We start from the raw sequence: 13794 nt of genomic DNA on the forward strand, positions 1-13794 counted from the left end.
GAGTGAATTCAGCCAATTAGATAGAAATGATATGCATCATTTAACTATTTGAATTCAAATAATTATCAAATTTCAAGTACACATTCTCTTCAAATTTTCTAAAAATTTTTTGTTATGTGAACTTGTTGTTACAACATCAACATTACATTTTAAAGATTGTTCTAAATCATGAATAAAATCAACGAAATCTATTAAACCTTTGATTTCACCTTTGTTTATTAATAAATCTATAATTACTTCTACAAAAGATTATGAAAAACATTGGAAATCCAAATATATATTATAATCCAAAAACTCTTTGGAAACATAATACTCTTTTTAATCCCAACCCACAATAAACAAGTGAATGAAAAATTTAATTATTTTAAATTTCAAAAAGTAGTGTAGAGAGAACAAAAGTTATATAACTATTACATGAGTTTTCATAAAAACTCTCTCCAAAATTATAATTAATTAATAATTTCATTTTTAAATTATATATAAATAGCTATTTAACTTAAAAAAATCATTGATGTAAAAGACACAACGAATGAAAACTGCGTTCATCTTAAACTATAAGAACGTTAACAATAACGATAGCTAAGAAAAAACTGAAATTTACTTTAACATCAGATTTCAGGATTTAAAATCTAATTCAAAAATGAACTTGATATATATGCACAACTTAGAATTAACTTCAACATCACCAAACCCCAATGTTAAAGTAAAAAGCCAATAATAATATTATAAGATGGAGAGTTACTTTTGATTTAATTAACTTTAACGTTAACAATAACGATAGCTAAGAAAGAACTGAAATTTACTTTAACATCAGCATTTCAGGATTTAAAATCTGATTCTAAAATGAGCTTGATATATATGCACGACTTAGAATTAACTTCAACATCACCAAACCCCCCGTTAAAGTAAAAAACCATAAAGAATATTATAAGATGGAGAGTTACTTTTGATTTAATTAACTTTAACGTTAACAATAACGATAGCTAAAAGAAAACTGAAATTTACTTTAACATCAGCATTTCAGGATTTAAAATCTGATTATAAAATGAGCTTGATATATATGCACGACTTAGAATTAACTTCAACATCACCAAACCCCCCCGTTAAAGTAAAAAGCAATTAATAATATTATAAGATGGAGAGTTACTTTTGATTTAATTAACTTTAACGTTAACAATAACGATAGCTAAAAGAAAACTGATATTTAATTTCAAACATCAAAACTTATTATCAAATTCCAACATATATCCAATTAACCAAAAGGGAGGAATATTTAATGAATAAGAAAATAGTATTCGCATTAATTATAGTGGGCTTGCTTGCTGTTTCAGCAGTCAGCGCTCAGAATTCATTATTCCTAAACGGCAATAATGATGATTCAATGTATCAAGTCTCATTGATGCAGGCTTTCATGCATGGAGAATATGACGGAGTAATCACAGTAGGAGATTTAAAAACACATGGTAACACAGGTCTTGGAACATTCGAAGGGGTAAACGGTGAGATGATAATTCTTGACGGAGTCGTTTATCAGGCAGCAGCTGACGGAAGCATTAACGTCATGCAAGATAACGAAACCATACCATTCGCTACAATCACCAACTTTGATGAAGATGGAAAAATAGACAATATAAACGCCAAGGACTTTGACGATTTAACAAGTCAGTTAAACAAGGAAATCAGCAAAAACAGCGCAAATAACATGTACGTAATCAAACTCAAAGGTGATTTTTCAAACATTACAGTCAGAAGTGTTGAAAAACAGGAAAAACCATATAAGGAATTCACAGAAGTTGCTGCAGTTGACCAAAAAGTATTCAACCACACTGACCAGACCGGAACAGTTGTAGCTGTATACTTCCCGGAATACATGAATGAATTAAACATGCACGGCTGGCATCTTCATTTCCTGTCTGACGATAAGACAAAAGGAGGGCATGTTTTAAACTTCACTGATTTCAAAGGATCCGGACAAGTTGATGAAATCCATGAATTCAACATGATACTTCCAAGTGATGACTCATTTGCAAAAATGAATTTCACAGAAGACATGACCAATAAAATAAGCAGCGTGGAATAACTCTCTTTTGAGTTATTCTTCTTTTTTTATCAGAATTATTTTTAATTGATTAAACACACTCAGAATATAGATTAACTGATTTTAACTACCAATTATCTTAAAGAACATCGCCACCACATATTCTTCCATACATTATTGATTTGACATGTAAAATTGTTTTGGGATTAAATCAACATCACTTATGAAACATTCAAACTACAATTCCCGAAAAATAGAAAAATTTTATATCTATGAACAGATATAACATATAATAGAATTCTAAATTTATGATATTTTTTGATAAATTGAATTCTAAATTAATGCAATTTATAGTCCTATGGTGTAATGGCAATCATACGAGTCTCTGGAACTTGTGACTCCGGTTCGACTCCGGATAGGACTATTTCATTATTTTTAAGAAAAAATAGATAATAATATTGAATTTTTTAAAAAAAAACATTTTTCAATGGGGCCCGTAGCTCAGTCTGGCAGAGCACTTGGCTCTTAACCTTGTTGTCGCGGGTTCAATTCCCGTCGGGCCCGTTTTTTATTAAACAATTTTACACTGAACATCCAATCATCTTTTTTAATGTTTCTTTCAAAAAAAAACGAAATTATGAATAAAACACATTATATATAATAATTTAGTGAAAAATGAACATAAAACTAAACAATAAAATGCAACTGCTGGCCATGTTTATTATTTCTACAAGTATCTTAACAGTGGCACAGTCAATAATTACAACAGCATAGTTTATTTAATGAGTGACTTTTCGACCTCATCAACACAGGCACAATGGTCATATTCAGTATTCCTACTCGTAGTGGGCGTAATGATCCCATTAAGTGCTTACATATCCCGAAGATTCACTGCAAGGAAAATATTCATCTTTTCATCGATTATATTCCTCATCGGATCAACCATTTGTTATTTATCAAATTCCATAATTGTTTTGATTATTGGCAGGATTCTTCAGGCAATTGGAAACGGTGTTATAATGCCCTATGTTCAGATTTTGCTTCTTAGAACTACTCCTGAAGAAAAATGGCAGACTTATATGGGAGTATACGGTTTGATAATTGGAATAGCTCCGGCCATAGGTTCATTTTTAGGAGGATTTGTCATAACTATCTATGGATGGAGAGCACTGTTTTCATTTTTCACAGTAGCAACAATAATTCTTTTGGTTTTAGGAGCAATATTTGTAAAGGACAATGCTTCAACTGAAAATTATCCACTTGACTATCCATCTGTCGTATTGTCAATAATCGGATGTGCCGGCGTAATGCTTGGTTTTACAAATGTTGCAGATTTTGGATTTGTACATTATCTTGTAATTTTGCCGATAATCATAGGAATTGCAAGTTTAATCCTATTTGTAAATCGTCAATCAAAATTGGAAAAACCTTTGATTAACTTATCCATACTTAAAAACAAGTATTTCTCAGCAGGTACAATATTCATTTGCATTCTATTTGCATGTTTAAACGGATGCACAGCGCTTCTTCCTATATTCATACAGGGAGTGGCTAATCATTCCGCAATCTTTTCCGCTTCAGTGCTTCTGCCTGGAGGATTATTAATAATTGCATTTAATATCGTAGGTCCAATTCTTACTAATAGAATTGGAATCAAAAAGGTCCTGATTATGGGATGTATCATTTCAATAATAGGATTTGCAACAATGATGATGTACACTCAGGATTCTTCATTTGAATTTATCTTAATAATGCAAGAATACCATGACCTCTTTTGAGGTCGTGGATGAATTGCACGGGGAGTGTACTTCTTTTGAAAGTAATTTTTAAGACGTATTTTTCTTATTTTGTTGCTTTAAATTTGTTATTTTTATTTTTGTATCTTATTCACTGTATTTTTTTTCTCATTTTTTTTAGGCGAATACTTTTCACACGCTCTCTCGCGATTATGTATTATATAACCATCATTATAATATATATTTGTCAATCAGAAAAAAAGTTTTTTTTCTGTGTGGTTAGATTGGGAGTTGTGATTTTTTTATGGTTTATCGTGCTTGTAAACATCGTGTTTATCCTAATCAAAAGCAGGAACGATTGTTTAATGAATATTTGGGACATTCACGTTTCATTCACAATAATGTAATTGGAGAGATAGAGTACAACAGACGCATAGCCAATCTATTCAATGCTTGTGCACCATATGTTAACAATAAGTATGTTGAATCTATATTTAACTATTTAAGAGTATGGTATCCTTTTATTAATGAATTGGACATTAATACAATGCAGGCATCTTATAAACCGGTTCTGATTGCTTATGAGAACTTTTTTAAACGAGGTTTTGGACATCCCAAGTTTAAAAAGAAAAACAGTGCATCACAATCAGTTAAAATCAACAACATCAACAACAGAATACGTGTAGAAAACGGAAAACTATATTGGAGGCCATTTGGATGGATTAACCTCAAAGGTTATCGGCCTGAAATAACTGGCAAAATCAAATATATAATACTTAAAAAACAAAACAGCCAATGGTTCATAATTGTTCAATATGATGCCCCGCTGCCGGAACCGCTCCCTAAAACCGGGAAAGAAGTAGGAATTGATTTAGGTGTTAAAACATTAGCAACACTTTCAGATTTTAAAGCAAAAGCCACGCTAAAACTAAATGAAATCAATGCTAAAATTAAAAAAACACAAAAAATCCTAAAACGCAAAACAAAAGGCAGCAGACAATATCAAAAAATCCTAAAAACACTACACAAACACATAAACAAAAAAAAACAACATCAAAAGAGAATACTATCATAAAATAAGCAAAGAAATAGTTGAAGAATACGATGTAATCAAAATGGAAAATCTAAACATAAAAGAAATGATTCTAGATCAGGATTACAGCAAAGGACTACATGAAGTAAGTCTAGGCATATTGAAAAACATGATAAAATACAAATGCGAACTATACAGTAAAAATTACATTGAAATACCAAGATATTATCCTTCATCACAAATATGCCATGTCTGCGGATACAGAAACAATGACTTAACCATTGACCAACGAAACTGGCAATGCCCACAATGCGGAACAATACTCGACCGAGATGTCAATGCCGCCATAAACATTTTAAACTATGGAAAATAAATATATAAAGATAATATTATATTTAAATGAACCCTGAGACCCAGGGGGATAGCTCGGTAAATTCTAGGACTCACAAGAGAACTACAGCCCGAGAATCTCCGTCGTCTACACGACGGGGAGGTTCAAGACCATAACCCAGTCAATCCGTTTTATCGGTGCAGGTTTGTCACTGATGCCCGCCACAACATGGGCTTTAACTATGGTATCCGACAAAGTCGAAGATGGAACTGCAGTCAACAATACATTAAGGCAGATTTTTGCGGCAATAGGCTCATCAATGACAGTTGTTATAATGGCTATTTTGGCAGGAGGCGCCATAGGCCATAATTTCGCTTCAGTCACAGGATTCAATCAGACTTCACTGATTCTGCTGATTTTACATGTCATCATGCTTATTTTGACTGTCATATTTATTGACGATAAGGAAAAAATTGAAAGTTCAAGTTCAAACTCATAACCAATGGCCAATAAGAAACTATAAATAACAGCCATTACAACGTATTTTTGTGATAAAATGAACATTAAAAGCATAATCGGAAAAAGCGTAATCGATAAAAGAGCTGAAAAAATAGGAAAAATAGAAGATATGGATTTAAATACTCAAACAGGACAAATCAACAGTGTTTTAATCGATTTAAAAACAAATATACGCAGTCAAGGAAAAATCATTGTGGAATTTGAACATGTAACCACAATAGGAGAATACGTTTTCATTGACATAGCAGTTGAATAGGAATGTTATCTGGTTACTGAAACATTCCCTTCATAAATGCACGGCTGATATTTTCCATTTCCGGCAAATGTGAAATTACTGTAACAGTGCACATCACCAGAACCATATTCGGCATTTACTACCTTAAATTCACCCTTTTCATCAGTAGTGGCATTAATGATATTATGATCAGGTGTTTGAATACAAACTGTCTGATTTGAAACGCCATAACTGTAAGCATCCATCAGCATACCGGCAAAAGTGCCGTTTTCAGCCACCTGAGTTTCGTTTATAATAATGAATGTTGAAACATTATTGTTGAACTGGAACCAGAACACTCCCATGCAGATTACAAGAGCGACAAGTAAAATTATTAGATAATAACTTTTCCTCTCCATAAAATCACCTTAGTACTATATTGGAGGAAAACTAAAATAAAGTTAACTTTTTGATTGAATCGCTTCACGGACCTTGTCAACTGCAATCTGCTTTTTGGCAGGAAAAGCTGCAATTTTTACTTTAAGATGAATTGCATCGCCTTTATCCAGAATGGTCCATTTTTCATCAAGAGCGTCAGCTTTGTCAAACCTTAAAAACCAGTTACCTTTTTCATCCATTTTGCGCTCTAAATCAGCATTCAATTTTTCCAAATCTGTCCATTCTAAAAGTGTGTTAAAAAAAGTCTTTGTGTATCTTTTTTTGGATACAACGCCAGATAAAATAATAATCTTATCTTCAAGTAATCCTTCGGCCTCTTCAGCTTCGATTTCGGCTTCAGGAAGAATATTTAAAATAGCTTGAGAAATCTCATCAACGCTTTCATTTTCATATACGAAAGCTCTGAATTTAATATTATGAATCATTTTAATCAAAAAAAAGGAATTGAAGAAAAATTAGATTTTTCTTCTTCTAGCTTGTTCTGAGCCTTTTCCTTTAGATTTGATTCCACGTCCTTTGTTACCAGCACTGGTTAAGCCTCTGAGAGCTCTGTTAGTGTGTTTTTTGGAGCAAATCCAATTGATTTTTTTATCGTTAATGATAGAAGGACTTTGTGGATCTACTAAAATTACTTCGTAATATTTATGTTTTCCTGTAGACCATACCCAGTAAGAGTTTAATACTTCCATGTTAGGGTATTTTTTAGCTACACGTTCTTCAGCAATTCTTTGAATTGATTTAGCTTGGGTAATTTTGTTTACACCCATTCTTTTAGGTTTACGACCGTTGAAGTGACGGGTTTTCCTTCTTCCACCACGTCTTACTCTGGCTCTTACTACAATGAAACCTTTTTTAGCTCTGTAACCTAAACTTCTAGCTCTGTCGAGTCTGGTAGGTCTGTCAATTCTTTGAACTGCTCCTTGTTTATTCCATTTAGGAGCTCTTTGCCACATGAGTTCACGTACGTAGGACTCATCTGGGTTTTTCCATGCGTCTCTAATATATTTATACATAATAACACCTTTTGTTCAGCCACTAGGGCCACATCCATATGGGAAATTATCCCAAAAAAAGTATTTTAGTACTGCTAAAAAATAACAGTAATCAAATATTTGTTTTATGTATTTATAAACGTATCGATATTTGAGGTCATTTTACCTGAAATCTGATTTCCCAATACAAATAAGTTTTTTCAATAGAATTGTAACTTCGGCGTTTAAGTACTGCAGGCAATAATCCATAATAAAGTTGTTAATATTCCGTTTAATTAATTTAAATGTTTTATTTAAAAAAGTTAAATTTAATCAGGCCAATATAATTTAATAACCTCAAATTATTATAGTTTAAAGTTGAAAACACACAATAATTAAGATAATCCTGCAACGCCTCTAATGACCAAACTTCAGTTATTGTGAAAATCATTTTATACAATTTAATATAAAAAATTATTTGAGAGTGTAAAATATGAAAATGCCAGATGAAATTGATTCAAAATTACTTGCACCATGCGGAATTAACTGCATAAGCTGTGAAAAATATCAAAACCCATGTGCGGGCTGTTTAATCAGTGATGATGGTAAAAACAAGGCCAGTCTGAAATGTAAAATCAAAACCTGCTTTGACAGCAAGAATTTCAGCTATTGCGGACGCTGCAGTGAGTTTCCATGCCCACTGATGAAAAAGCATTCAAAAAAATACGTAAAAAGGCATGATTTAAACACGCTAGACAGTGCCAAAAGAATCAAAACGACAGGAATCGGTCGCATGATGAGTCAGGATAGGGAAAGGTGGACATGTCCTGAATGTGGAGGCGTTGTTAAGTTCCAGACAAAAGCCTGCAGTGAGTGCGGATTTAAAGTTGATTAAAACAAATAGTTGATTGATTATTTTAACAGTTAATGTAATCATCATTGATTTAAAAACAGCTTACTTTAACATTAACGTTTTTAATTGAAAAAATTACAATTAAATTTGTAATATGTATATGAAAAATAATAGAAAGGAGTAAAATAACTCCTTTAAGGTCAACCAGAAACCATTACCAGCTCACCGGTAGTCGGATCTTCATAGACTTTTCCAACTTCATTGTATCCACTGTCCTCAAGACCTCCGGCACTGGTATAGTTTTGAGAAAAAGTATCTGCAGTAGAAACATCTTCTGTAGACTGTGACTGTGTAATCATATCCGGATTAACTGATAATGCCATGATTGCAAAAATCAGAAATCCTAAAGCAAGAACCAGCATTGCATCTGAAAGGTTGTTTAAACCACTCATAGGGTCGTCATCAACAGATTCAGAAATTCTTCTTCTTTTTCTAAGCATCAAATCACCATTTGTTTATTGTTTCAAGTTCAGCTTCAGCAACAGTTTCAACATCAATCAGTTCGGTTTCATACCACTGTTTTTTGTATTTGGAAATTAAAAACGCTAAAGCTCCTACAGTCAAACCTGTTACGGTTGTATCAAAAGCAATTGTTAAAGATTCCGCAAGAGTTGCAATATCACCTGTTCCTAATGCAGCAAGTCCAGGACCCAATGGAATTAAAGTTCCCAAAAGACCTAAACTAGGACCTACCTTAACTAATATATCAGTTTTATTAGTTTTTTTGATTAAACTAGTCTCCTGAGCAGATATAAGTTCGCTTGCTAATGCTTTTCTTGCATCTGGCCCGATATCATAGTTGTCTGCAATCCTTGTTAGAATTTCCTTTTGATAGTCGAATAAATCACTATTTTTAATTTCTTCCTTCATCTGATTAACATTAGCTGAAAATGAAACACGCCTGATTAAATCTTCCAAATCTTTTGATTTGATTGGTTTTCTTGACATATATTCATTTATCAGTCCTCCAAAAGCAAGAATGACAATTATTATTGAAATTACCAATAAAACAACAACCGGTGTCAGAAGGCTTTCGGAAAGTATATGAATAAATGAAGTCAATGCTTCAGTCCCTTGAATTATCATGAATTTCCTCCTTTTCTATCATTTACAAGCACACCAATGACCAAAATTACAATAACAGCTATAATTACATAAATCAACTGATAAGTTGGAGTCAATATTAAAAATGCACTAAACATTCTATAATTGAGATTTAGTGTAGAATAATAAGTCATTGAAAAAATAAACATTAATATTGAAAACAAAATCATGTATTCTCCAATTATTACAGAGTATTGTCTTTTTGCATGATGCAATAATTTTGAAAGTTGATATACACCAAATAGAATAATAAAAATCAATAAAGAATATAAAATCATTTCAAAAAAGCTTAAAGTTGCTTGAGATGACAATAATACAGTTGAAATTAGAAATAAAACTAAAACAGGATACAAAGAAGTTTTTAATTTATCGTTTTTAATAAAAAATAACATCATCGCAAACAATGAAATGGCAATAACTAAAAACAGATATCCAAAATAGTCCAATAAAAATGATAATGATGGATTCAAGTATGTAGAGGCATTCATCAAGACAAATGTAATGACAGCAAATGCAAAGGAAGATATACTAACTTTTACATTGCTGATTTTAAAATCTCCAATCAACAAAGCAATATTGCCTGCAAATAGAACCAATATTACTAACAGATACCCCCCAATCAGATTCATTATTCCAACCCATATTCTTTATCTAATTAAATATTAATCAACATGAATATATAAACATATCGTAATGAATAATTTAAAAATTAAATAATAATATAATTACAGTCAGTTTAGTCTAAAAATTAATTAAAATAAGAATTAGTTAAATTAAGTAAAAAATTTGGAAAAAAAGAAAAAAATAAGAAAAAATAATGATTAAAAAAATTTACAACATTATCATTCTATTAGCTCGTAGTATGAACCTTCCGCACAGGACTTGCAGACCGGTTTTCCACCAATCAACTTATGACGTCCGTCAGATACCTTTTCACCACAGACTGAACAGAATGCTGTTGTGTAAGGCTTTCCTGGCATATCACCGGGAGTCAGTTCTATTTTTACCTTATCCACTTTGAACAGCTCTTCAGGAGGAGTTCTTCTGAAACGTGCAATCATTTCCTCTTTTGTTTCTTCATCCTTGAATTTTTTGTTTGCATCAGCATCAGTAATTCTTAATGCCTCACCAGTATCCTGGTTCATGAATGTTGCTGCAAATTTACCATAATACATCTGTTTAAGAGTTCTTTTACCCATTGAACAACCTGTAACTGACTGAACTGCATCGGACATGCATCTGTCAATTTCCAGAAATACAATCAGGTTTTTATGTCTTTCATTCAAGGGCATTCCAAGAAGTTCAAGACCGTACATTGCAAGCTTTGTTCCGATTGCAATTCCTCCGCAGACATGTCCGTGAAATTCTGCAGCTTTTGCCAATTGTTCATCATAATCTTTTTCATTCATATTTTTCACCTATAAATCTAATATTAAGTTTGTTTTCATCGGTACACATACTTTTCTTTTATCGTCGAGTTCTATCAGTTTAACATCGATTGAGTATGCTTTTTTTAAGTTTTCTTCAGTTACAACATCATCAGGAGTTCCAAAATCAATGAAATGCCTGTCTTTCATAATAGCTACTTTTGTTGAGCTTAAAAATGCATGATCTGGAAAATGTGATGACATGATAATTGACAATCCGCTTTTGGAAAGATTGTCTATAATTTCCAGAAGTTTTATCTGGTTTCCAAAGTCCAAATGAGATGTCGGCTCATCCAATATAAGAACGTCAGGTTTCTGACATATCACTCTTGCCAGAAATACCAGCTGTCTTTCCCCACCGCTCAAATTTGTATATTCTTTATCTTTCAGGTCTTCTATTCCTAATGTTTTAAGGGCTTCAAGAGCTATTTTTTTATCTTCCCCTTTGGGGGAATCCGTCAGATTCAGATATGGTGCCCTTCCCATCAGGACAACGTCAAATACCTTGAACGGAAATGACGGAACATGTGATTGAGGAATATAGCCAATATGTTTAGAGATTTCCTTAAATGATAATTTTTTAATGTTTTTGCCATTGACAAGAATTTCTCCGGAATTTATGTCATGCAATCCATTTAAACATTTGATTAAAGTAGTTTTGCCTGTCCCGTTCGGTCCGAGAATGCATAACACTTCGCCGCTTCCAATGGAAAAGCTGATATCTGAAAATATTTCCTCATCGTTATATGAAAATGAGATGTTTTTTACATCAAGCAGTTTATTTTCTATGACCATTCTGAATAACCCCTTTTAAGTAGATACAGAAAAATCGGAACGCCTATTATTGCTGTTAAAATACCAATCGGAATTTCAATAGCTATAACAGCTCTTGATATATTGTCGATTAACAGAAGAAAGCTTGCACCCAAACTTAATGATGCTGGAAGCAGTATCCTGTTGTCCGGCCCTACAATCATACGGGCCATATGAGGAATGATTAAACCTACCCAACCGACAATTCCGCTTATGGAAACTGCAGCTGAAGTCAGCAAAGTACATCCTGCAATGATTAAAAGCCTGATTCTTGAAGGATTAAGACCAAGTGACTGTGCCTCCTCATCACCCATTGCAAGCAGATTCATATGCCATCTGAGCACCAAAAGAATTACAAGACCTATGATGACCGGAATGACAATCATGAGAATTTTATCCATATTTATGGAAGCCAGTGATCCCATAAGCCAGTATACGATTTCAGGCAACTTGTCATCAGGATCTGCTATGAATTTGATTGCTGAGATTAATGAATTGAAAAATGCTGATATTGCAACCCCTGACAAAACCAGAACCAATATTCCGCCTGCTTTATATGTTTTTGATATCAGATAAGTAATTGAAACTGATATAAGACCAAAAATAAATGCAAAAAGCTGAGTTATTATATTGGTGCCACTAATTAAGATAGCTAATGCCGCTCCAAATCCTGCACCATTAGATACACCCAGCAAATCAGATGATACCAATGGGTTTTTAAAAATTGACTGGAATGCCGCTCCTGAAATAGCAAGACATGCCCCTACAAGAAATGCGCCGATGATTCTTGGAAGCCTTATCTCATAAACAATTGTTGTAATTGTTGATGAAACTTCCATTTGCGGAAATATCGGACACAGCAGTGTCTTTACCACATCAACAGGACTGACAGGATATCGTCCTATTAAAAATGAAGCGAAAAATAAAATTATTGGAAAAAAGATTAAAAGTACAATACTTATAATCTCTTTTGTTTCTTTATCCATAAAATCACTATAGATTTGATTCCTTAAGTCCTGAATCCAATAAAATCTGTTTTGCATCGCTGTCGCTTAAATCAATATGATAGAAGTTAGAGTAAAACTCTTTTGTTGCATCAACCATATTAATATCGCCATAATCTTCAGGATAGAGAACTTTTGCAGTCCACGGAACGCCGATAATCATGTTTGCTCCAACAGGCCTGTCAAACCATTTGAACGGAGACTGTGGAGAGAGATAGACTTCATGATTTTTGACTGCATCGATTTTACCCCAGTTGGAGTCATTGTAGACACCTGCATAAAACTCAGGATCATTTGTAATGATTTTTTCAGGATTCCAGCTTATTACCTGTTCCATTGACACCTGAACACCGCTGGTTGTATTTCCCTGAGCGACTGAATCTGCAACATTTTTTCCGCCGACAAGGTCAATCAGCTGGCCGTGAGTGGAATGTGAAGGATTGGTCTGAAGTCCGTCATCACCCTGAGCATAGTAAACAGTCTTCTTATCGCTGTCAGACAGTTTGGATGCCTTGTTATGTACAATATCCAGATACCTGTTGTTAAAGTCATTGAGCTGGTTTGCCTTGTCCTGTGCACCAACGACTTCACCCATGAAGAGTATGGATTCACCTATTTTTTCCACATTTGTTGTATCGTTTACTGCAATGACAGGAATTTTACCGAATTTGGTCTGACGTTCATTGACAGTTGACAGGTCCCCGTCACCGCCTTCATCAATGGATTCTATTACAATATCAGGTTCAGCTGCAATAAACTCCTCATAGCTTCCGTCCTGTGTACCGTACCAACCGCCGATTACAGGATAATTCTGGTATTGGCTTGGAACGTATTTCAATTCAGCATCTGTCCACTGGAAGTTGACTGCTTTCAGTTTATCAGGTGCAATCATATACAGTACAGTAGTCATAGGAGGGCTTGTTGCAACGATATTTCCTACAGAAGCAGGTATTTCAACTGATCTGTTAATCATGTCAGAGACATTTTTTGACCCCTGAGTTTCTACGGTCGAAGGAGTCAGAAACATATGAGTAGCCACACCGGCTACGACTAAAACAACTAATAAAAGTATAATTACCTTAATTTTCTTTTCCATTTAAAAACCCCAAACATAAACTATCGATAAGAATATATATTAACAAAGGTATTTAATAACTTTTCTAAAATATCAAATAAAATATAAAAAAATAAATAAAAACTTTTAAAAATTTAAATATAATAATAAATAGATT

General features: G+C 33.2%; 16 protein-coding genes, 1 tRNA gene and 1 pseudogene. 8 read left to right on the forward strand and 10 right to left on the reverse strand.

The window, feature by feature from the left end:
* The first annotated feature begins 1276 nt into the window (after window positions 1-1276).
* The 7 genes and pseudogenes from budA to QZN33_RS08040 all read left to right on the forward strand — a co-directional run bounded on the left by budA (window position 1277) and on the right by QZN33_RS08040 (window position 5913).
* A complete protein-coding gene (gene budA / locus QZN33_RS08010) occupies window positions 1277-2080 on the forward strand; it encodes an acetolactate decarboxylase (RefSeq protein ID WP_296790773.1) in 804 nt (267 codons plus the stop codon).
* Window positions 2081-2528: 448 nt separating this feature from the next.
* Window positions 2529-2602: transfer RNA gene (locus QZN33_RS08015), tRNA-Lys, on the forward strand.
* A 158-nt stretch (window positions 2603-2760) separates the two neighbouring features.
* Window positions 2761-3816 (forward strand): annotated as a pseudogene (locus QZN33_RS08020) (MFS transporter); the annotation flags it as partial.
* Between the two features lie 262 nt (window positions 3817-4078).
* Window positions 4079-4849: a transposase gene (locus QZN33_RS08025; RefSeq protein WP_296790775.1), complete on the forward strand. Its 771-nt coding sequence runs from the start codon at window positions 4079-4081 to the stop codon at window positions 4847-4849.
* A 13-nt stretch (window positions 4850-4862) separates the two neighbouring features.
* Window positions 4863-5180, forward strand: a complete 318-nt coding sequence (locus tag QZN33_RS08030) for an RNA-guided endonuclease TnpB family protein (RefSeq protein WP_296790946.1) — start codon at window positions 4863-4865, stop codon at window positions 5178-5180.
* Between the two features lie 163 nt (window positions 5181-5343).
* Complete coding sequence (locus QZN33_RS08035) at window positions 5344-5637, forward strand: hypothetical protein (RefSeq protein ID WP_296790777.1); 294 nt, start codon at window positions 5344-5346, stop codon at window positions 5635-5637.
* A 57-nt stretch (window positions 5638-5694) separates the two neighbouring features.
* Window positions 5695-5913 (forward strand): PRC-barrel domain-containing protein, encoded by a 219-nt coding sequence (locus QZN33_RS08040; protein ID WP_296790779.1) that lies wholly within the window; start codon window positions 5695-5697, stop codon window positions 5911-5913.
* 5 nt (window positions 5914-5918) lie between these two features.
* Here QZN33_RS08040 and QZN33_RS08045 read toward each other — a convergent pair whose 3' ends face one another.
* From QZN33_RS08045 to QZN33_RS08055, 3 genes are read right to left on the reverse strand one after another with little or no spacing between them, the layout of a single operon-like run.
* Entirely contained in the window at window positions 5919-6290 is a 372-nt protein-coding gene (locus tag QZN33_RS08045) for a hypothetical protein (protein ID WP_296790781.1), read from the reverse strand.
* Window positions 6291-6332: 42 nt separating this feature from the next.
* Window positions 6333-6755, reverse strand: a complete 423-nt coding sequence (locus tag QZN33_RS08050; protein ID WP_296790783.1) for an RNA-binding protein — start codon at window positions 6753-6755, stop codon at window positions 6333-6335.
* Between the two features lie 30 nt (window positions 6756-6785).
* The gene (locus tag QZN33_RS08055; protein WP_296790784.1) at window positions 6786-7343 is read right to left on the reverse strand and encodes a 50S ribosomal protein L15e; all 558 of its coding nucleotides are present in this window, start codon (window positions 7341-7343) and stop codon (window positions 6786-6788) included.
* Between the two features lie 451 nt (window positions 7344-7794).
* On the opposite strand from QZN33_RS08055, the gene QZN33_RS08060 reads away from it, so the two are divergent.
* Complete coding sequence (locus QZN33_RS08060; protein WP_296790786.1) at window positions 7795-8196, forward strand: DUF3795 domain-containing protein; 402 nt, start codon at window positions 7795-7797, stop codon at window positions 8194-8196.
* A gap of 158 nt (window positions 8197-8354) precedes the next feature.
* Here QZN33_RS08060 and QZN33_RS08065 read toward each other — a convergent pair whose 3' ends face one another.
* From QZN33_RS08065 to QZN33_RS08095, 7 genes are all read right to left on the reverse strand, one after another.
* Window positions 8355-8654 carry a DUF2149 domain-containing protein gene (locus QZN33_RS08065; protein WP_296790788.1) on the reverse strand — a complete coding sequence of 100 codons (300 nt, stop codon included), beginning with the start codon at window positions 8652-8654 and terminating at the stop codon, window positions 8355-8357.
* 4 nt (window positions 8655-8658) lie between these two features.
* Complete coding sequence (locus QZN33_RS08070; protein WP_296790790.1) at window positions 8659-9300, reverse strand: MotA/TolQ/ExbB proton channel family protein; 642 nt, start codon at window positions 9298-9300, stop codon at window positions 8659-8661.
* Complete coding sequence (locus QZN33_RS08075; RefSeq protein WP_296790792.1) at window positions 9297-9947, reverse strand: peptide ABC transporter permease; 651 nt, start codon at window positions 9945-9947, stop codon at window positions 9297-9299. Before QZN33_RS08075 ends, QZN33_RS08070 begins: the two co-directional genes overlap by 4 nt.
* A 213-nt stretch (window positions 9948-10160) precedes the next feature.
* Window positions 10161-10727 (reverse strand): FmdE family protein, encoded by a 567-nt coding sequence (locus QZN33_RS08080; protein ID WP_296790794.1) that lies wholly within the window; start codon window positions 10725-10727, stop codon window positions 10161-10163.
* A gap of 9 nt (window positions 10728-10736) precedes the next feature.
* Window positions 10737-11540 (reverse strand): ABC transporter ATP-binding protein, encoded by an 804-nt coding sequence (locus tag QZN33_RS08085; RefSeq protein WP_296790796.1) that lies wholly within the window; start codon window positions 11538-11540, stop codon window positions 10737-10739.
* Window positions 11531-12544 carry an iron ABC transporter permease gene (locus QZN33_RS08090; protein WP_296790798.1) on the reverse strand — a complete coding sequence of 338 codons (1014 nt, stop codon included), beginning with the start codon at window positions 12542-12544 and terminating at the stop codon, window positions 11531-11533. The genes QZN33_RS08085 and QZN33_RS08090 overlap by 10 nt, the downstream gene beginning before the upstream one ends.
* A gap of 7 nt (window positions 12545-12551) precedes the next feature.
* A complete protein-coding gene (locus QZN33_RS08095) occupies window positions 12552-13658 on the reverse strand; it encodes an ABC transporter substrate-binding protein (RefSeq protein ID WP_296790800.1) in 1107 nt (368 codons plus the stop codon).
* Window positions 13659-13794: the final 136 nt, after the last annotated feature.

Origin of the sequence: uncultured Methanobrevibacter sp., assembly GCF_900314615.1 — an archaeon.
Taxonomy (GTDB): Archaea; Methanobacteriota; Methanobacteria; order Methanobacteriales; family Methanobacteriaceae; genus Methanocatella.

Bases quoted from the DNA above. Each gene is read 5' to 3' on its own strand.
- budA (WP_296790773.1), top strand. From the start codon at position 1,277: ATGAATAAGAAAATAGTATTCGCATTAATTATAGTGGGCTTGCTTGCT.
- QZN33_RS08025 (WP_296790775.1), top strand. From the start codon at position 4,079: ATGGTTTATCGTGCTTGTAAACATCGTGTTTATCCTAATCAAAAGCAG.
- QZN33_RS08040 (WP_296790779.1), top strand. From the start codon at position 5,695: ATGAACATTAAAAGCATAATCGGAAAAAGCGTAATCGATAAAAGAGCT.
- QZN33_RS08045 (WP_296790781.1), bottom strand. From the start codon at position 6,290: ATGGAGAGGAAAAGTTATTATCTAATAATTTTACTTGTCGCTCTTGTA.
- QZN33_RS08050 (WP_296790783.1), bottom strand. From the start codon at position 6,755: ATGATTCATAATATTAAATTCAGAGCTTTCGTATATGAAAATGAAAGC.
- QZN33_RS08055 (WP_296790784.1), bottom strand. From the start codon at position 7,343: ATGTATAAATATATTAGAGACGCATGGAAAAACCCAGATGAGTCCTAC.
- QZN33_RS08060 (WP_296790786.1), top strand. From the start codon at position 7,795: ATGAAAATGCCAGATGAAATTGATTCAAAATTACTTGCACCATGCGGA.
- QZN33_RS08065 (WP_296790788.1), bottom strand. From the start codon at position 8,654: ATGCTTAGAAAAAGAAGAAGAATTTCTGAATCTGTTGATGACGACCCT.
- QZN33_RS08070 (WP_296790790.1), bottom strand. From the start codon at position 9,300: ATGATAATTCAAGGGACTGAAGCATTGACTTCATTTATTCATATACTT.
- QZN33_RS08075 (WP_296790792.1), bottom strand. From the start codon at position 9,947: ATGAATCTGATTGGGGGGTATCTGTTAGTAATATTGGTTCTATTTGCA.
- QZN33_RS08080 (WP_296790794.1), bottom strand. From the start codon at position 10,727: ATGAATGAAAAAGATTATGATGAACAATTGGCAAAAGCTGCAGAATTT.
- QZN33_RS08085 (WP_296790796.1), bottom strand. From the start codon at position 11,540: ATGGTCATAGAAAATAAACTGCTTGATGTAAAAAACATCTCATTTTCA.
- QZN33_RS08090 (WP_296790798.1), bottom strand. From the start codon at position 12,544: ATGGATAAAGAAACAAAAGAGATTATAAGTATTGTACTTTTAATCTTT.
- QZN33_RS08095 (WP_296790800.1), bottom strand. From the start codon at position 13,658: ATGGAAAAGAAAATTAAGGTAATTATACTTTTATTAGTTGTTTTAGTC.